The following is an 18,745-nucleotide window of genomic DNA, read 5'->3' as shown; positions in this document are numbered from 1 at the left end:
GTCGGGTTCATTGTGCCGAAACGGAACATTTGGGGGACAAGCAGGATTATGGCCGTCGGCCGCACCGTGAAACGTACGCCGGAATGGCGCGAAATGTTGAAGCGCAGCCTTATGCGCAGCGGCGCGCTGATCGGCGCGATCACGCTTATGCTGGCGACCCTGTTCCTGGCGCTGGCGCTGCTCAGCTACGCGCCAAGCGACCCGTCGATGAACACCGTCGCGGGCGATCATGTCGCCAATATCATGCAGGCGCCTGGCGCTTGGACCGCCGATTTCCTGCTCTGGCTGCTGGGTGTGCCGGTCGCGCTGATCCTGCCGCTGATGGCCGTCACCGCTCGCCGCCTGTGGGGCGACCAGGATATGAGCGAATGGAAAGGGCAGTTCGGCAAATGCCTGCTGGGCATCGTCCTGATCGGCATCGCGCTCGCCTTGTTTCAGAGCGCGCCGCTGGTCGGCCTGCCTGCCGGTTGGGGCGGCGTAATCGGCCTGGTCGTCGCCAAGGGCATCGCCAGCCTCAGCGCGCAGGCGCCCGCCGCCGCGCCCTGGATCACCGGCGTCCTTATCGTCATCGCCCTGATTACCGGCCTGTTCGCCTGCTATCGCAGCCTGGCGCTGGAAAAGCCGATCATCGCGCTGCGACGCCCCTCGCTGCCCAAGCTCGCTCTGCCACGCCCGACACTGGGCTTTGCCGGTAACGCCAACGCGGCCGATGCCGACGACGATGGCGACGACGAACTGGCCGAGCGGGTCATCGCCCCGCGCAAGCAGGTGTCGCACGAACCCAAGCCACCCATCACCATTCAGTCGCCCAAGCCCGCCCCGGTGCAGCGCGCCATGGCCCCGGTCAGTCAGGACGACCTGTTCGGGCACAGCTCGCTGCCCTCGCCCGACCTGCTCAACCCCGTGCCCGCCAACCAGGGCGGCAAGATCGACAAGGCCGCGCTGGAGCGCAACGCCCGCCTTCTCGAATCGGTACTCGACGACTTCCATGTGAAGGGCAACATCACCGAAGTCCGCCCCGGCCCGGTCGTCACCATGTATGAACTGGAACCCGCGCCGGGTATCAAGGCGAGCCGCGTGATCGCGCTGGCGGACGACATCGCCCGCAACATGTCGGCGCTCTCCGCCCGCGTGGCGACGATTCCCGGCCGCACCGTGATCGGCATCGAACTGCCCAATGCGCATCGCGAAGGTGTGTCGTTTCGCGAACTCATCACTAGCGAACAATTCATGCAGGAAGCGACCCTGCCGATCATCCTGGGAAAGAATATTTCCGGCGAACCGATCATCGCCGACCTCGCCCCCATGCCGCACCTGCTGATCGCGGGCACCACCGGGTCGGGCAAATCGGTCGGCCTCAACGCCATGATCCTGTCTTTGCTCTACCGCATGACCCCGGACCAGCTGCGCCTGATCATGATCGATCCCAAGATGCTGGAATTGTCGACCTATGACGACATCCCCCATCTCTTGTCGCCTGTCGTCACAGAGCCAGCCAAGGCGATCCGCGCGCTCAAATGGGCGGTCGAACAGATGGAGGATCGCTATCGCATGATGGCGTCCATTTCCGTCCGCAACCTCGCCAATTATAATGAAAAGGTCCGCGCCGCCAAGGCCAAGGGCAAGCCGCTCGGCCGCCGGGTTCAGACCGGTTACGATCCCGAAAATGGCAAGCCCATCTATGAGGAGGAACAGCTCGATTTCCAGCCGCTGCCGCAGATCGTGGTGGTGGTGGACGAACTCGCTGACCTCATGATGACCGCGGGCAAGGAAGTCGAGTTCCTGATCCAGCGCCTGGCGCAAAAGGCACGCGCGGCTGGTATCCATCTGATCCTCGCGACCCAACGCCCGTCGGTCGACGTCATCACCGGCGTCATCAAGGCCAACCTGCCGACCCGGATCAGCTTCTTCGTGACGTCGAAGATCGACAGCCGCACCATATTGGGCGAACAGGGCGCCGAACAATTACTAGGCAAAGGCGACATGCTCTACATGCATGGCGGCAAGGGGTTGACCCGCGTCCATGGTCCCTTCGTGTCCGACGATGAAGTGCGCGTCGTCGCCGACCATTGGCGCGCACAGGGCCAGCCCGACTATATCCAGGCCGTCACCGAAGAACCGGAGGAGGGCAGCTTTGCGCTCGACGGCGTCGATCTGGGCGACGACAGCCCCGACGCGCAGCTGTTCCGCAAGGCGTGCCAATTGGTGTTCGAAAATCAGAAAGCCTCGACCAGCTGGCTCCAGCGCCAACTGCGCGTCGGCTACAACAGTGCCGCCCGCCTGATCGAACGTATGGAGGAAGAAGGCCTGGTCGGCGCCCCCAACCATGTCGGCCGCCGCGAAGTGCTGCGCGACGAAAATGGCAATCCGCTTTGACGGGCCGCATCGCCAGCCGAAAAATGGTTACGATTGCGTATCATGCAATCGCTCTTACGCCCTTCGCATTTGCAGCATGAGACGGGACCGGGCAATAGGATCAGGCCTTTCAGGCATCCTCTCCTAAAACTTTTCGGGCTGGTCTTCGGATCGGCCCTTTTTTTTGTCCGCGAATCGGGCTAGTCCAATCCCGCTGCTGCCGCGCCGATAACATAATTGGAGCGGTGCCGCCGGTCAGACCGGCAGGGCGAGGTGGGAGCATGGGGGATGGAGCTGTCCGGCCGTCTGTGGATGCTCTCCCCATCACTCCCCCAAATCTTGCTATTTCGGAACAGCCGGGTTCACAACGGGTTCAAGCCCGACCTTCTACCTCCCATATTCCTGAACAACCGGAGTTGAACGCCATGCAGCGCAGCCTTGCGCCCCTGATCCTGGCCCTTGCCGCCGCGCCGGCCGCCCTGTCGGTCATCGTGCCGACCGCGCCCGTCGCCGCGCAGTCGGCCTCGCCCGACCTGGCCCAGGTCAACGCCTATATTCGCGGCGTCACCACCCTTACCGCCGATTTCACCCAGACCGACCGCAGTGGCCAGACCCTGACGGGCAAGCTGACCCTCAAGCAGCCGGGCAAGATCCGCTTCCAATATCAAAAGGGCGTGCCGCTGCTGATCGTGGGCGATGGCAAGGCGCTGACCATGATCGATTATGAAGTGCGGCAGGTGCAGCGCTGGCCGATCGGCAACTCGCCGCTGGGCGTCCTCATCGATCCGAACAAGGATCTGTCGAAATTCGGGAAGGTGGTGCCGACCGGCGATCCATCGGTGTTGAGCGTTGAGGCGCGAGATCCCAAGCGGCCGGAATATGGCACCTTTACCATGATCTTCAAACGCAATGCCTCCGGTCCTGCGGGCCTTCAGCTCTATGGCTGGGTGGCGCTCGATTCGCAGAATAACCGCACCGCGGTCCGGCTGAGCAATCAGGTCTATGGCGCTGCGGTGGCCGATTCCGCCTTTCGCTGGACCGATCCACGACCCAGAGGCCGGTCGGCGGGCGGCTGACCGAGCGCTCTGCGCGACGGATGGAAAAACTACGCCATTCGTTCATCTGCCGCTCATATGGCGGGCGCTAATTACAACTCAAGGCGAGAGACAAACCGGGATTTCCCCCCTGTTACCCGGCCCACTCTCTCGCCGCGAAGCGCTTCAAGGGCGCGATCGAGACCCCCGTTCCACGCCCCCGGAGCGGGGGTCTTACTTTGTGCGGCGTCTGTCCAGCCGCTTGCGCGTCCGCCCGCGGCCTCCTAGGTGGAATCGCATGGCCGACACCCTCTCCATCTGCTCCTGGAACATAAACTCCGTCCGCGCGCGCATCGACATCGTCGAACATCTGCTGCGGCTCGAAGCGCCCGACATCTTGTGCCTGCAGGAAACCAAGGTGGTGAACGAGACTTTCCCCGCCGAAATGTTCCGCCGCATGGGCTATGTGCATCAGGTGCTGAATGGCCAGCGGATGCACCATGGCGTCGCAATCATGAGCAAGGTGCCCGTGCATGAGGATGACCGGTTCGACTGGCAGGCCAATGGCGAAGCGCGCCATGTCGGCGTGCGGCTCGACAATGGCGTGCGAATCGAAAATGTCTATGTCCCCGCTGGCGGCGACATCCCCGATCGGGAGCTAAACCCCAAATTCGGCCAGAAAATGGATTTCCTCGAACGGATGATCCAGTGGTCGTCCGCGCTCGACAAGCAGCCCGCCATCCTGACCGGCGATTTCAACATCGCCCCGCTGGAATGTGACGTCTGGAGCCACAAGCAATTGCTGAACGTTGTCAGCCACACGCCGGGGGAATGCGAAATTCTCGCCCGGTTGCAGGCGTCCAACGACTGGGTCGATATCGGCCGTCATTTCTATCCTGCGCCCGCCCGCCTCTACACCTGGTGGAGCTATCGCGCGAAGGACTGGGCGGAATCGGATCGCGGCCGCCGCCTGGACCATATGTGGATGACGAAGGATGTGGCGGACAAGGCGGTCAGCCATCGCGTGGTCGAACCCGCGCGCAGCTGGATCAAGCCATCCGACCATATCCCCATCATCACCGAATTCGCCTTCTGATGCCGGGGCTACACATCGGCGGGGCTAACGGGCGGGACGCCGCGCGCGCGATCGATGCGCTGCGCCGCGGCTGGGCGATCCGCCTGGCCGCCCCCGACGGCGCGATCCGGCTGATGGCGATCGAGGGCGCGGACGCGGTCACGCTGGCGGATTTCGACCCGCTTGGCCGCGCCGACATCCTTATCTCCGCCGCCCGCGCCGAAACCTTGAAGCTCGCCAACCAGCTGGCCGCCGCGGACCCCGACCTGCCGGTGCTGGTCGAACGCGCGCCGTGGATCGACGCCGATGTCGCCACCGCCATATCCGACCCGGTGCTCGACCTGGCGTCGCCCCTGAAAGGCCCGTTTCGCGCCCGCACGCTGCCCGCGCCGCAAGCCGCCAAGGCGGCGCTGCGCCTCGCCCGGCTCGCCGGTATCCTGCCTGCCTATTTCCTGATCGAAGGCGACGGCCCCGTCGAAGCGACGCTCAGCGCCAACGCCATCGCCGCCTATGACGACGCCACCCGCCTCGCCATCGCCACCCGCGCGCGCCTGCCGGTGTCGGCCAGCGAGAGCGGCGAAATCATCGCCTTCCGCAGCCCGGACGAACCGCGCGAACATATCGCGCTGGTCGTGGGCAAGCGAAACGCCTCGCCGCCCGTCATCCGCCTGCACAGCGAATGTTTGACCGGCGACGTGCTGGGCAGCCTCAAATGCGATTGCGGCCCGCAATTGCATGAAGCGCTGCACAGAATAGCCAACGCGCCTTGGGGCATCCTCCTCTATTTGCGGCAGGAAGGGCGCGGCATCGGCCTGGTCAACAAATTGCGCGCCTATGCGATGCAGGATCAGGGGTTCGATACGGTCGATGCCAATACGCGCCTCGGCTTCGCGATCGACGCGCGCGATTTTTCGGTCGCGGCGCGGATGCTCGACCTGCTGGGCGTCGGTGCCGTGCGCCTGCTCACCAACAATCCCAACAAGGTCGCGGGACTCGAAGCGGCGGGGATCAAGGTCACCGAACGCATGCCGATCATCCTGCCCACCAACCCGCACAATGAACGCTATCTCGCCACAAAGCGCGACCGCACCGGCCACCAGCTGTGACCGTCATCCGCGTCGATTGCGGTGCGGGCCGCCTGACTTTCGGTGATCTTGAAATACCCTGTACCATCGGCCGCAGCGGCGCCTGCCCGGCGGCGGACAAGCGGGAAGGGGACGGGTGCACGCCCTTGGGCCTTTGGCCGATCCGCGGCGTCCTGCTGCGCCCCGGCAAGGTCGCGGCGCGCGGCGTCAGCCTGCCCTGGCGCTGGGTGCGGGCCAATGATGGCTGGTCGGACGACATCGCCGATCCCGCCTATAACCGCCCGGTCCGCCTGCCGCGTCCCTTCTCCGCCGAAAGCCTGATCCGCACCAATGATGCTTATGACGTCATCGTCGTGCTGGGCCATAATGACGCGCCGCCGGCGCCGGGGCAGGGGAGCGCCATCTTCTTCCATCTGTCCGAAGGCCGCCCCACCGCCGGCTGCGTCGCGGTGGACCGCCCTGACATGCTGCGCCTGCTCCCGCTGCTCGCGCCGGGCGATGCGGTGGAGATCGTGCTCTAAAGCACGGCATCATAAATAAACCCGTTCGCTTCGAGCGAAGTCGAGAAGCGGTTAGCGCATCGCGTGCGCTTAACATCGCTGAACTCTGCTCTGCCTCGTTTCTCGACTACGCTCGAAACGAACGGATGTTGATGTCTCAAGCCCGCTCCAGCGCCTCGCCCACTTCACCGCCCGCGGCCTCCAGCAAGCGCCGCTCCAAAGTCTGCAACCGCGCCTTGCTCTCGATCTTCCCGCCGAACAGGTCGGTGACGTAAAATGTATCCACCGCCCGCTCGCCATAGGTAGCGACATGGGCGCTGTGGACCGTGACCTTCGACTGGAACAGCGCATTGGCCAGGCTGAACAGGAGTGCGGGCCGGTCGCGCGCATTGACTTCCACGACGGTGAAGCGGTTCGACGCCTTGTTATCGATCAGCACATTGGGTTCGATGCGGAACGCTTCGGCGCGGGTGCGGGGCAGGGGCCGCGCCGACAGCTTGGTGATCATCCGGTGCCGGTTGGACAAAGAATCCTCGATCGCGTTGCGGATGCGCTGCAACTGGTCGGGGCTGTGAAACGCGCCGCCTAGCGGGTCTTGCACCAGGAAATTGTCGATCGCCACACCGTCGCGCGTCGTGTGGATGCGCGCGTCGATGATGTTGCCGCCCGCCAGGTGGATGGCGCCCGCGATCCGGTAGAACAGACCGGGATGGTCGGCGGCATAGACGGTCACCAGCGTCGCGCCGCGCTGCGGATAATATTGCGCCGCGATCGACAAAGGCGATTCGCCCGCCGCCAATATATGCTGCGCGTTGTGGAAAAGGATGTCGTCGGGTTCGGCGATCCAGTAGGATTCGGGCAGCCGCTTGCTGAACGCGGCGAAGGCGGCGTCATCAATCCCCAGCGCCCGTTGCAGCGTTTCCTGCTTCACGACGACCCGTTCGCTCCGCCCCTTCTGCTTATGGCCCAGCCGCAGCAATTCTTCGGCGCTGTCATACAGGTCGCCCAGCAACTGGCGTTTCCAGCTGTTCCACACCCCCGGTCCCACCGCGCGGATGTCCACCACCGTCAGGCACAAGAGCAGCCGCAGCCGCTCCGGGCTTTGCACCACGTCCACGAAATCGAGGATAGTTTTATAATCGGACAGGTCGCGCTTGAAGGCGGTGGCCGACATCAGCAGATGATAGCGCACCAGCCAGGCGACCGTTTCCGTCTCCGCCGGGGTCAAGCCCAGGCGCGGGCAGAGATGCTCGGCCACCTCCGCGCCCAGCAGGCTATGATCGCCGCCGCGCCCCTTGGCGATATCATGCAGCAGCACCGCCACATAGAGCGCGCGCCGCGACAGTAATTTGCCCATCAGGTCGCTAGCTAGCGGATGATCCTCCGGCAATTCGCCCTTCTCGATCCGCGACAGCAGGCCAACGGCGCGGATGGTATGCTCGTCCACCGTATAGTGATGATACATATCGAACTGCATCTGCGCGACGACACGGCGGAAATCGGGCACGAAACGGCCGAACACCGATGATTCGTTCATCCAGCGCAGCACCGTTTCGGGATCGCGCGGGGAGGTCAGCACCTCCATGAAGGCGGCATTGGCGCGCGGGTCCTTGCGCACCTTCGCATTGATCAGCCCCGCGTCGCGACTGGCCGCGCGGATCGCGCTGGGGTGAATCTGCAACCCATGCTTGTCCGCGACGGCGAATATTTCCAGCAGCCGCACCGGGTCCGCCTGGAAAAAATCGTCGCTCGGCAGGCTCAGCCTCCCGCGCTCCAGCACGAAGCCGTCCAGCTTCTTGGGCCGGCGGAAAATGGACGGGATGTAGCGCCGGCCCTTTTCCGCCATCTGATCGTCCAGATGGGCCAGGAACACGGCGGTCAGGTCACCCACGATCTTGGCGTTCAGGAAATAATAGCGCATGAACCGTTCGACCCCGGACTGACCGGCCCGCCCGGTAAAGCGCATCCGCGTCGCGGTTTCCAGCTGCAGATCGAAGGTCAGCCGGTCCTCGGCGCGCCCTGTGATGGTGTGCAGGTGGCATCGCACCGCCCACAGGAAATCCTCGGCCTTCTGGAACTGACGCAACTCCACTTGGGTCAGCAGCCCGACATCGACCAGCTCGGCGACCGACCGCACCCGGTTCACATATTTGCCGATCCAGAAGAGCGTATGCAGGTCGCGCAGGCCGCCCTTGCCCTCCTTCACATTGGGTTCGACGACATAGCGGCTGTCGCCCATCCTTTTGTGCCGCTCGTCGCGCTCGACCAGCTTTTCGGTCACGAACGCGCGGGCGTTGCCCTGCATCACCTCGGCATCGAACCGGACCGATGTTTCCTCGTATAGCGCCCGGTCGCCCCAGACATAGCGCGCCTCCAGCAGCGCGGTGCGCACCGTCAGGTCGGCCTTGGCCATGCGCATCGTCTCGTCGATCGATCGGCTCGAATGCCCGACCTTCAGCCCAAGATCCCATAGCGAATAAAGCATGGATTCGATCACCTGCTCGGTCCAGCCGGTGGGCTTCCAGGGGGTGATGAAGCCGATGTCGACATCGCTATGCGGCGCCATTTCGCCCCGGCCGTATCCGCCCACCGCGATCAAGGCGATCCGTTCGCCGGTGCTGCGATTGCCCGACGGGTAGAGATGATGCGTCGTCGCGTCGTACAGCAGCCGCAAAATCTGGTCGATCAGGAAGGCGAAGGCGGTCACGGATTCGCGCCCGCGCGTCGGTTTCGCCTCCAGCCGCTTGGCGACTTCGGCCCGGCCCTGCTCCAGCGCCGCCTTCAATTCCTTGACGATTTCGGCGCGCAGCCGAGCGCTATCGCCCCGATGCTCTATCGCCAGGGCGTTGATCGTGTCGGAAATGGCGCGCCGGTCGATGATCGCGCGGCGCGATCCCAGCGCGGGGAACTGCATGACCATTTGGTTTCTCTAGTCGGACCGCCGCTCAGCGGCCAGTTGTTTCAATCGATATATGTGATCGAGCGCCTCGCGCGGGGACAGCGCGTCGGCATCGATCGCCGCGATCGCCGCCAGCAGTGGATCGGGCGCCTCCTCCTCCTGTGCCGCGACGGCCGCGAACAGCGGCAGGTCGTCCAATCCCGCAGCGATCCCGCCGGTTTTCGCCTTGCCCGCCTCCAGCCGCGCCAGCACGTCCTTGGCCCGCTTCAAAACCGGTTGGGGCAGCCCCGCCAGCCGCGCTACTGCCAGCCCATAGCTACGGTCGGCCGGCCCGTCGCTCAGTTCGTGCAGCAGGACCAAGTCGCCCTTCCACTCTCGCGCCCGCACATGATGCAGCGACAACGACGGCAGCGTCTCGGCCAACCGCGTCAGCTCATGATAGTGGGTCGCGAACAGGCATCGGCAGCGATTGACCTCATGCACCGCTTCCACCACCGCCCAGGCGAGCGCCAGCCCGTCATAGGTAGACGTGCCGCGCCCGACCTCGTCCAATATGACGAAGCTGCGCGGCGTCGCCTGGGCCAGGATCGCGGCCGTCTCGACCATCTCGACCATGAAGGTCGATCGCCCCTTGGCGAGGTTATCCGACGCGCCGACCCGGCTGAACAGGCGATCGACCAACGTCAGCGTCGTGGACTGCGCGGGAACATAGCCACCCGCCTGCGCCAATATGACGATCAGCGCATTTTGCCGCAGGAAGGTCGATTTACCGCCCATATTCGGCCCAGTGACCAGCCACAGCCGGTCGCTCTCGCTCAAGCAGCAGTCGTTTGCGACGAAAGGCTGGCCATCCTTGCGCAGCGCGTCCTCCACCACCGGATGCCGCCCACCCACGATGTCCAGGCACGGACCTGCGCCGTCCTCGACCACGAAATGCGGCCGCTGCCACCCGCCCTCGGCCGCTCGTTCGGCGAGCGACGCGGCGACGTCCAGCCGCGCCAGCGCCTCGGCCGCGCGGGCGATGTCGGCCTTGCGGTCCAGCACGGCGGAAATCAGCTCCTCCAGATGCGCGGCTTCGGCGACCAGCGCATGGGCGCCCGCCTGCGCCACGCGCCCGGCCTCCTCATGCAGGTCGATCGAATTGAAGCGTACGACTCCGGCCAGCGTCTGGCGATGGGTAAAGCCGCTGTCGGGCGCCATCAGCGTATCGGCGGCGCGCGCCGGCACCTCAACATGATAGCCCAGCACGCCATTATGCCGGATCTTGAGCGCCGATATGCCGGTCTGCGCACGATATTTCGCCTCCAGCGCGGCGATCGCGCGGCGGCCGTCGCCGGCCATGCGGCGCAGCTCGTCCAGCGCGGGATCATAGCCGTCGGCGATATAGCCGCCGCTCGCCGTCTCGGTCGGCGGGGCGGGCACCAGCGCGCGCGCAAGCGCATTGACCAACGCGCCATGGCCGTCCAGCGCGGGCAATAGCCGCGCCAGCAACAGCGGCGGCTCGGCGATCCGCCCCAGCCGCTCGCGCAACAGCCTGGCCTCGCCCAAACCGTCCCGCAACTGCCCCAGATCACGGGGCGACCCACGCCCCACCGCCACGCGCCCCAGCGCCCGGCCGATATCCGGCAACGCCCGCAGCGCGCCGCGCAGCTGGTCGCGCAATGCCGCATCGTCATGGAAGAGCTGCACCAGCCCCAACCGCGCCTCGATCGTCGCCAGGTCCATCAGCGGCGCGGACAGATCCTGCCCCAGCAGCCGCGCGCCCGCGCCCGTCACCGTCCGGTCGATCGCGCCCAGCAGGCTGCCCGCCCGCGCGCCCGCCATGGTCGCCACGATCTCCAGGCTCTCGCGCGTCGCCGCGTCGATCGCGACATGGCCGCCGCTGGTCTTGCGCAGCGGCGGGGCCAGGAAGGGCAGGGTGCCCTTGCCCGCATGGTCGAGATAAGCGACGAGGCCGCCCATCGCCGCCAGTTCCGCGCGGCCAAACTGCCCGAACCCGTCCAGCGTCGCGACCCCGAACAGGCGCTTCAACGCATCCTCCGCCCGCGTGCTGGAAAAAGCCGCACGATCGAAGGGGTGGCCATCCGCCACGTCCAGCGCCGATCCTTCGGCCACCACCGTCTCGCTCGGCCGCAGCCGCGCCAGTTCGGCGGGCAGGTCGCCGATCGGGCAGGTCATCGTCTCGAACCGGCCGGTGGAAATATCGGCGGCGGCAATGCCAACCTCGCCCGCGCCCTCCCCGCCGACCTGCGCCAGCGCCACCAGCATATTGTCGCGTCGGCTGTCGAGCAGCGTCTCCTCGGTCAGCGTGCCGGCGGTGACGTAGCGCACGATCGCCCGCGCCACCAACGTCTTGCCCCCGCGCGCCTTGGCCTGCGCTGGCGTTTCGGTCTGTTCGGCGATGGCGACGCGATGCCCGCCCTTGATCAGCCGCGCCAGATAGCCCTCCGCGCTATGCACCGGCACGCCGCACATCGGGATCGGCGCGCCGCCATGTTCGCCCCGGCTGGTCAGCGCGATGTCCAGCGTCGCGGCCGCCAGTTTCGCGTCATCGAAGAACAGCTCGAAGAAATCACCCATGCGGTAGAAGAGCAGGCAGTCCTGCGCCTGTGCCTTGAGCGTCAGATATTGCGCCATCATCGGCGTCGGGGCGGCTATATCGGTCGAAGGGGCCATGGCCAAAGCCGATAGCCTGAACCTCGCACCGAAACCAGCGCTTCGCCCAGGCGCAGTAAAATTGCGCGTCTCGCACTTGCCCACAAGATAGCGTTACCGCTAGGGCCGCGCTGTTGTTCCAATATATGGGTGCCCGCCATGTCAGACCGATCGCATGTGGAATTTTCCGAGCGCGAGGCGCTGTTCTTCCATTCGACCGGCCGCCCCGGCAAGATCGAGATCATCGCGTCCAAACCGATGGCGACGCAGCGCGACCTGAGCCTTGCTTATTCGCCCGGCGTCGCGGTGCCAGTGCTGGCGATCGCGAAAGACCCGGCCTGCGCCTATGATTATACCGCCAAGGGCAATCTGGTCGCGGTCATCACCAATGGCACGGCGATCCTGGGGCTCGGCAATCTGGGCGCGCTGGCGTCCAAGCCGGTGATGGAGGGCAAGGCGGTCCTCTTCAAGCGCTTCGCCGACGTGGACAGCATCGATATCGAACTGAAGACCGAGGATGTCGATCGTTTCATCGACGCGGTCGAGCTGATGGAGCCGACCTTCGGCGGCATCAACCTTGAGGATATCAAGGCGCCTGAATGCTTCATCATCGAACAGACGCTCAAAGAACGGATGAACATTCCGGTCTTCCATGACGACCAGCATGGCACCGCGATCATCGCGGCCGCCGGCGTCATCAATGCCGCGCTGCTGACGGGGCGGGAGATGAAGGATATGAAGGTGGTGGTGAACGGCGCGGGCGCCGCCTCCATCTCCTGCACCGAACTCATCAAGGCGCTGGGCGTGCCCCATGAAAATGTCATCATGTGCGACAGCAAGGGCGTGATCTACCAGGGGCGCGCCGAGGGCATGAACCAGTGGAAGTCGGCCCATGCCGTGCGCACCGACGCGCGGACGCTGGCGGAAGCGGTCAAGGGCGCGGACGTGTTCCTGGGTCTGTCGGTCGCCGGCGCGATGACCCAGGATATGGTGAAGTCGATGGGGCCGAAGCCGATCATCTTCGCCATGGCCAACCCCAATCCCGAAATCCTGCCGCCCGACGCCCATGCCGTGCGCCCGGACGTGATCGTCGCCACCGGCCGGTCGGACTTCCCCAACCAGGTCAACAATGTCCTGGGGTTCCCCTTCATCTTCCGCGGCGCGCTTGATGTGCGGGCGACCGGTATTAACGAAGCGATGAAGCTGGCCGCCGCCCACGCCATCGCCAATCTTGCACGCGAACAGGTGCCGGAGGAAGTGGCCAAGGCCTATGGCCGATCGCACAGTTTCGGCCCGGACTATATCATCCCCGCGCCGTTCGACCCGCGCCTGATGGAGGTGGTGCCCGCCGCCGTCGCCCAGGCGGCGATGGAAAGTGGCGTCGCGCAAAAGCCGATTGCGGACATGGCGGCCTATCGCCAGTCCTTGAAGGCCCGGCTCAACCCGACCACCACCGTCCTCACCACCGCCTATGAAGTGGCCAAGGCCAATCCCAAGCGCGTTGTCTTCGCCGAAGCGGAAGAGGAAGTGGTGCTGCGCGCGGCGATCCAGTTCCGTGACCTCGGCTATGGCATCCCGGTGCTGGTCGGCCGCGGCGAGGTGGTCGAAAAGCTTCGGGCACTGGGCGTCCGCGATCCCGAAAGTTTCGAATTGCACAACAGCGTCAATTCGCCGCTGGTGCCCGATATGGTCGACATGCTCTACGACCGCCTCCAGCGCCGCGGCTATCTGCGCCGCGATTGCGAGCGGATGGTCAATCGCGATCGCAACATCTTCGGCACGTTGCTGGTCAAGATGGGCGTGGCCGACGCCATGATTACCGGCATGACCCGCCCCTATGCGCAGACCCTGCGCGAAGTGAAGCGGGTGATGGACCCGGCGGCCGGTCGCACCCCCTTCGGCATCCATGTGATTGTGGCCAAGGACAAGACCGTGTTCCTGGCCGACACCACCGTCAACGAACGCCCGACCGCCAGCGAACTGGCCGATATTGCGGAAGGCACCGTGGCGGTCGCCCGCCGTATGGGCGTCGATCCGCGCGTCGCTTTTCTCTCCTATTCCAATTTCGGCAATCCGCCCGGCGCCTTCCTGGAAAATGTGCGCGGCGCGGTGAAGCTGCTCGACGAGCGCGACGTCGATTTCGAATATGAGGGCGAAATGACCGCCGATGTCGCGCTTAATCCCGCCGTCATGAAAAATTATCCGTTCAGCCGCCTGTCCGGCCCGGCCAACGTGCTGGTCATGCCGGGGCTGCAATCGGCCAATATCTCGGCCAAGCTGCTGCGCGAACTGGGCGGCACGTCGATGATCGGGCCAGTGCTGGTCGGCATGGAAAAATCGGTGCAGATCGCGACCATGTCGTCCAATGCGTCCGAATTGCTGACACTGGCGGTGCTGGCGGCGGGCGGGGTTGCGCTCTGATCCGGGGCGCGCCGTCTGCGGTTTACCCCCCGTCGGATATGTGTGCCTTGCACTTGCAGGGGGCATGTTGCGCGCGCGAAGAGATTAAGGACCCTTTCGGGAGCAAGATATGAGCATGGCCAGTTTCGACAGTGCGACCTTCCGGCGTGTGCTGGGCCATTATCCGACCGGCGTGTGCGTCGTCACCGCGGTCGAGGCGGACGGCGCGCCGGTGGCCATGGTGGTCGGCTCCTTCACCTCGGTCTCGCTCGACCCACCGCTCGTCGCCTTCTTCCCCGCCAAAAGCTCGACCAGCTGGCCGCGCATCCAGGCGGTCGGCAAATTCTGCGTCAATGTCCTCGCCAGCGACCAGAAGCCGCTCTGCCGCCAGATCGCTGCGCCCGGCCCGGACAAGTTCGCCGGCATCGCCCATCGTGTATCGGCCAACGGCTCGCCTATCCTTGACGATGTCGTCGCCTGGATCGACTGCACGCTCGAAGCGGTGCATGAAGCGGGCGATCATGATATCGTGCTGGGCCGCGTCGTCGCGCTGGAAGTGGACCGTCCGGGCAGTCCGCTGCTCTTCTTCCAGGGCAATTACGGGGAATTTTCCCTGCTGGAATGAAGGAATGGCGTGCGCCGCGCCGTCTTGGAAACATGGGGATCGAAAGAGGCGTCAGGCCGTTGTCCGACAGGACATCGGCGCAACCATTACTGCTCCTTAACTCCCCACCTCTACTGCAGGCTTGTCACCCCCTGACCGGACCGCCCCATGACCGCCCCCACGACCGCGCTGCTCATCACCGTCGACACCGAACTCTCCTCCTCGCTGCATCAGCGGGGCATGGGTCTGGCGGACAATGTGGATCGCTCGATCTGGGGCCAAGTGCAGGGCGGGGCCTACGGCATCGGCTGGCAGATGGACCTGCTCGAACGCTATGCTCTCAAAGGCGTCTTCTTCCTCGATCCGATGCCTGCCTTGGTCCATGGTGCCGATTTCCTGGCGCCGATCGTGGCCGCCATCGTCGGGCGGGGCCATGAAGTGCAGATGCACATTCACAGCGAATGGCTCGCCTGGGCGAAGGATTCGCCGGTCGATGGTCGGCAGGGCCGCAATATCGGCGATTTCTCGTTGGCCGACCAGATCATCCTTCTCGGCCTTGCCAAGCAGTTGTTGGAGGATGCAGGCGCCCCCGCCATCACCGCTTTCCGCGCCGGCAATTTCGGTGCCAGTGACGACACGTTGCGCGCGCTGGCGACCCTTGGCGTCGCCTGGGACAGCAGCGTGAACCCCGCCTATCTCGGCCGCGAATGTACCATCACCGCCGACCCGGCGCAGATCGGCGCGACCCGGTTGCAAGGCGTCGCCGAATTGCCCGTTTCCGGCATCGCCGACCGCCCCGGCAGTTTCCGCCCGGCCCAGATCTGCGCCATGTCGGCGGCCGAAATGCGCGCCGGGCTGCGTCATGCCGTGGGCGAAGGGCATGACGCTTTCATCGTCGTCACCCATAGTTTCGAAATGCTCTCCCGCGATCGCCAGCGCCCCAACCGCGCCGTGATGGGCCGGTTCGAGGCCTTGTGCCGCGAAGCCGCGCGCTTGCCCGACATGCAGGGCGCGGGCTTTAACGACCTGCCCACCGACCTGCCCGACCGCCCCGCGCGGAGCCTCAGCCGCGCCGCGCCCAGCCAGTGGCGCACCGGCCTGCGCATGGCGGAGCAGGCCTGGGCGACCTGGCGTTACGAACATCGGCTGGTCCCTGCGTGACCGCGTTACCGGGCGTACTGCTGCTAGGTCTGGAAAATGCGATCGCCCTGACGGTCGTGCGCGAACTGGGCGGCCATGGCGTGCCGGTCCATGGCATCGTCCGCAGCGCCGCCGCGATCGGGACAGTATCGCGCCATTGCGCCGACTGGACGCTGCGCCCGGCCGGGCCGATCGCCGATTGGCTGCCCGCCCTGATCGCCCGCACCGGCGCGCGGGCGGTGCTGGCTATTTCCGAATCGGACCTGATCGAACTGGCCGCCCTGCCGCCGATGATCGGCGACTGCCATATCCTCGTCCCCCGGCCCGAACCGTTGGGCCGGGTGCTCGACAAGCTGCAGACGCTCCACGCCGCGGCCGTCGCCGGGCTGCGCGTGCCGCAAACCTGGCAACCACGCGCGGGCGAGGATTTCGCCGCCCGCGCCGCCCAGATGCGCTACCCGCTCGTCGCCAAATGGGCCAATCCGCCCGAAATCATGGCGGTGCTGGAGCAGGCGGGCCTGGAGTGGATCAAGACCGACTATGTCCGCACGCCCGACCAGTTGGTCGCCTTGCTGGACCGCTATGCCCCGGTCGGGTGCTGGCCGCTGGTCCAGCAATATTGCCGCGGCGTTGGCCTCGGCCAGATGCTCTACATGCAGGATGGCCAGGCCACGCTTCGCTTCCAGCATCGCCGCCTGCACGAATGGCCGCCCGAAGGCGGCGTATCCACGCTGTGCCGCGCAGAACCGGCCGCCGCCCATGGCGCGCAAATGGCGCTGTCGGAAAAGCTGCTGCGGGCGCTCGACTGGGAGGGCCAAGCGATGGTCGAATATCGCTACGAACCGGACAACGACCGCTACTGGCTGATGGAGGTCAATGGCCGCTTCTGGGGCAGCCTGCCGCTCGCGCGCCACTGCGGCGCCCATTTCGCCTGGGAAGCCTATCGCCGCAAGGTGCTGGGCCAGACGGCCGCCGCCCCGCCGCCGCGCGACGACTTGCGCGCGCGCTACATGGTGCCGGAAACCAAGCGGCTGGGGCGCATCCTGCTGGCGCCCGGCCGCATCGGTGCCCCTTTCTTCCGGCGTCGCCCGCTGCACGACCTCGCCAGCTACCTGCTCGCCTTCTTCGATCCGCGCGCGCGCTATTATGTCTTCAGCGCCACGGACATGCGACCCTGGCTGCGCGACATGGCGCAGATGGTCAGGAAAGCCGTGCGCCGGGAAAGGCGCTGACCAATCCGGGCACCGCCCGGTCGATGCGGCGCAGACAGGTCGCCATATAGCGATCGTCCAGCCCATAGGGATCGTGCAGATGCGGCAGCATCGGCCGCGTCCAGCGCCCCAGCAACACCCGCGGCAGGCCGGACAGGCGCGGATCGGCCGCCAGCCGATGCAATTGCCGCACCTCCATCGCCAGCAACAGGTCGCCGTCCTGCGGTGCATAATCCTTCAGGTCGATCGCCCTATGGTCCGACAGGTCATGGCCCATTGCCCGCGCCGCGACGATCGCGGCGTCATGCGCGGCCCGCCCGGTGGTGGTGGACAGGCCGAAGGACGCGGTGTTCAGCCCCGCACGCCGACCTGCGACATCGGCAAAGGCGCTGCGGCAGATATTGCCCTGGCACACGAACACCAGCCGCCGAACCTGCGCGGGATCAGGCGCGCGGCTGCCCGACCGGCCGAGCCACAGCTGGGGATAGGAAAGGGCGAGGCGGACAAGCCCGCGAAAGGTGCCGAAGCGGGGTCGGATCAACGCGCGGAACCTATGAAAAGTGGCGGAGACGGAGGGATTCGACCCATTTCGGAATCTCGCGATCATTTATCAGAAAATGGCCATTATATTGAGGTTTATAGGTATTCATCGTCCGCCGTTATTCGCCACAGACCGCTTCATGCCAAGTTGAAAGTGGGCATAGTGGGCCATGAGTATTGGGAAGTAATATCATGGCGCGGGCGATCAACATATTAACGGCGAGGGCGGTTTCGGCCTTGAAGGAGCCGGGTCGACATCGGACGGCGGAGGGCTGTACCTTCGGATCACGACCCGCGGGGCGCGTCGCACTAGGTGTTTCGATCCACGCCTCCGCGTGGGAGGCGACGACCCGGACAGCTTTGATCGGCTGGGCGGTAAGGTTTCGATCCACGCCTCCGCGTGGGAGGCGACCACCGTTGGCGCCGCGGTGACATTGCAGGTGATGGGGTTTCGATCCACGCCTCCGCGTGGGAGGCGACTCGCCAGCGCGGACTTTGCCCAGGCCGATATTGCGTTTCGATCCACGCCTCCGCGTGGGAGGCGACGCCACGATGGCGATGCCCAGCACGATCAGGACAAGTTTCGATCCACGCCTCCGCGTGGGAGGCGACCGGGTGGCTCTCTGGGTGTGGAGGGTTTATTCGCAGTTTCGATCCACGCCTCCGCGTGGGAGGCGACCCGCAAGGGCAACGGCGAACTGAGCGCCCACCAGGTTTCGATCCACGCCTCCGCGTGGGAGGCGACGGTCGTGATACGAGCAGTCTCCCGCTTGCCCAGCGTTTCGATCCACGCCTCCGCGTGGGAGGCGACCTCCTTCGCCAGGTCGGGGATCGGCTTGTTCTTGTTTCGATCCACGCCTCCGCGTGGGAGGCGACGGTCATCGCCACCTACGATGCAAGACCCGTCAATGTTTCGATCCACGCCTCCGCGTGGGAGGCGACTCCTGCATGTAGCGGCGCCGTAGCGTCGCCGTCGGTTTCGATCCACGCCTCCGCGTGGGAGGCGACCCGAAGAGGTCACCCGCTATATTAAGCGGGTTCGGTTTCGATCCACGCCTCCGCGTGGGAGGCGACTACCAGTCGATTGCTGATAGATGAAGTCCCAGCAGAGTTTCGATCCACGCCTCCGCGTGGGAGGCGACTGGGGGACTGCCGGGGCGAGCCGGTGGGATATGGGTTTCGATCCACGCCTCCGCGTGGGAAGCGACAGGTGGCGGGTCGCCTGCGGTGCTGCTCGACGATGTTTC

At 65.6% G+C, this 18,745-nt stretch carries 12 protein-coding genes and 1 CRISPR repeat array (1 of these 13 running past the window's edge); of the genes, 9 read left to right on the top strand and 3 right to left on the bottom strand.

Annotated elements, in window-relative coordinates; translation table 11 throughout:
• The first annotated feature begins 48 nt into the window (after positions 1–48).
• From CEQ44_RS21435 to CEQ44_RS21415, 5 genes are all read left to right on the top strand, one after another.
• Positions 49–2,376, top strand: a complete 2,328-nt coding sequence (locus tag CEQ44_RS21435) for a DNA translocase FtsK 4TM domain-containing protein (RefSeq protein WP_088181654.1) — start codon at positions 49–51, stop codon at positions 2,374–2,376.
• Between the two features lie 404 nt (positions 2,377–2,780).
• Positions 2,781–3,431 (top strand): outer membrane lipoprotein carrier protein LolA, encoded by a 651-nt coding sequence (locus CEQ44_RS21430; protein WP_088181653.1) that lies wholly within the window; start codon positions 2,781–2,783, stop codon positions 3,429–3,431.
• Between the two features lie 256 nt (positions 3,432–3,687).
• On the top strand, positions 3,688–4,485 hold the full coding sequence (gene xth, locus CEQ44_RS21425) for an exodeoxyribonuclease III (protein WP_088181652.1): 798 nt from the start codon (positions 3,688–3,690) through the stop codon (positions 4,483–4,485).
• Positions 4,485–5,570: a GTP cyclohydrolase II gene (gene ribA / locus CEQ44_RS21420; protein WP_088181651.1), complete on the top strand. Its 1,086-nt coding sequence runs from the start codon at positions 4,485–4,487 to the stop codon at positions 5,568–5,570. Before xth ends, ribA begins: the two co-directional genes overlap by 1 nt.
• Positions 5,567–6,070 (top strand): L,D-transpeptidase, encoded by a 504-nt coding sequence (locus tag CEQ44_RS21415; RefSeq protein WP_088181650.1) that lies wholly within the window; start codon positions 5,567–5,569, stop codon positions 6,068–6,070. The genes ribA and CEQ44_RS21415 overlap by 4 nt, the downstream gene beginning before the upstream one ends.
• Positions 6,071–6,206: 136 nt before the next feature.
• On the opposite strand, the gene CEQ44_RS21410 is transcribed toward CEQ44_RS21415, so the two are convergent.
• Positions 6,207–8,969 carry a [protein-PII] uridylyltransferase gene (locus CEQ44_RS21410; RefSeq protein WP_088181649.1) on the bottom strand — a complete coding sequence of 921 codons (2,763 nt, stop codon included), beginning with the start codon at positions 8,967–8,969 and terminating at the stop codon, positions 6,207–6,209.
• A gap of 9 nt (positions 8,970–8,978) precedes the next feature.
• Positions 8,979–11,624, bottom strand: a complete 2,646-nt coding sequence (gene mutS, locus CEQ44_RS21405; protein WP_088181648.1) for a DNA mismatch repair protein MutS — start codon at positions 11,622–11,624, stop codon at positions 8,979–8,981.
• A 138-nt stretch (positions 11,625–11,762) separates the two neighbouring features.
• On the opposite strand from mutS, the gene CEQ44_RS21400 reads away from it, so the two are divergent.
• The 4 genes from CEQ44_RS21400 to CEQ44_RS21385 all read left to right on the top strand — a co-directional run bounded on the left by CEQ44_RS21400 (position 11,763) and on the right by CEQ44_RS21385 (position 16,979).
• Entirely contained in the window at positions 11,763–14,024 is a 2,262-nt protein-coding gene (locus CEQ44_RS21400; RefSeq protein WP_088181647.1) for an NADP-dependent malic enzyme, read from the top strand.
• Positions 14,025–14,133: 109 nt separating this feature from the next.
• A complete protein-coding gene (locus CEQ44_RS21395) occupies positions 14,134–14,628 on the top strand; it encodes a flavin reductase family protein (protein WP_088181646.1) in 495 nt (164 codons plus the stop codon).
• A 147-nt stretch (positions 14,629–14,775) separates the two neighbouring features.
• Positions 14,776–15,768 (top strand): hypothetical protein, encoded by a 993-nt coding sequence (locus CEQ44_RS21390; RefSeq protein WP_088181645.1) that lies wholly within the window; start codon positions 14,776–14,778, stop codon positions 15,766–15,768.
• On the top strand, positions 15,765–16,979 hold the full coding sequence (locus CEQ44_RS21385) for a carboxylate--amine ligase (protein ID WP_088181644.1): 1,215 nt from the start codon (positions 15,765–15,767) through the stop codon (positions 16,977–16,979). Before CEQ44_RS21390 ends, CEQ44_RS21385 begins: the two co-directional genes overlap by 4 nt.
• Here the strand turns inward: CEQ44_RS21385 and CEQ44_RS21380 are convergent.
• The gene (locus CEQ44_RS21380) at positions 16,948–17,499 is read right to left on the bottom strand and encodes a phosphotyrosine protein phosphatase (protein WP_088181643.1); all 552 of its coding nucleotides are present in this window, start codon (positions 17,497–17,499) and stop codon (positions 16,948–16,950) included. The two genes, CEQ44_RS21385 and CEQ44_RS21380, sit on opposite strands and share 32 nt — an antisense overlap.
• A 314-nt stretch (positions 17,500–17,813) precedes the next feature.
• Positions 17,814–18,745: a CRISPR direct-repeat array (repeat unit 32 nt; unit sequence GTTTCGATCCACGCCTCCGCGTGGGAGGCGAC) (it continues 905 nt past the right edge of the window).

This window comes from Sphingobium sp. Z007, from assembly GCF_900013425.1.
In the GTDB taxonomy this organism is placed as follows: domain Bacteria; phylum Pseudomonadota; class Alphaproteobacteria; order Sphingomonadales; family Sphingomonadaceae; genus Sphingobium.
The sequence above is the reverse complement of the archived record's forward strand: the minus strand, read 5'-3'. Positions and strand labels throughout refer to the sequence as shown.

What these genes read in the sequence shown, in the direction of transcription:
- xth (WP_088181652.1), top strand. Translation starts at nt 3,688, where the DNA reads ATGGCCGACACCCTCTCCATCTGCTCCTGGAACATAAACTCCGTCCGC.
- CEQ44_RS21400 (WP_088181647.1), top strand. Translation starts at nt 11,763, where the DNA reads ATGTCAGACCGATCGCATGTGGAATTTTCCGAGCGCGAGGCGCTGTTC.
- mutS (WP_088181648.1), bottom strand. Translation starts at nt 11,624, where the DNA reads ATGGCCCCTTCGACCGATATAGCCGCCCCGACGCCGATGATGGCGCAA.
- CEQ44_RS21435 (WP_088181654.1), top strand. Translation starts at nt 49, where the DNA reads ATGGCCGTCGGCCGCACCGTGAAACGTACGCCGGAATGGCGCGAAATG.
- CEQ44_RS21410 (WP_088181649.1), bottom strand. Translation starts at nt 8,969, where the DNA reads ATGGTCATGCAGTTCCCCGCGCTGGGATCGCGCCGCGCGATCATCGAC.
- CEQ44_RS21395 (WP_088181646.1), top strand. Translation starts at nt 14,134, where the DNA reads ATGAGCATGGCCAGTTTCGACAGTGCGACCTTCCGGCGTGTGCTGGGC.
- CEQ44_RS21430 (WP_088181653.1), top strand. Translation starts at nt 2,781, where the DNA reads ATGCAGCGCAGCCTTGCGCCCCTGATCCTGGCCCTTGCCGCCGCGCCG.
- ribA (WP_088181651.1), top strand. Translation starts at nt 4,485, where the DNA reads ATGCCGGGGCTACACATCGGCGGGGCTAACGGGCGGGACGCCGCGCGC.
- CEQ44_RS21390 (WP_088181645.1), top strand. Translation starts at nt 14,776, where the DNA reads ATGACCGCCCCCACGACCGCGCTGCTCATCACCGTCGACACCGAACTC.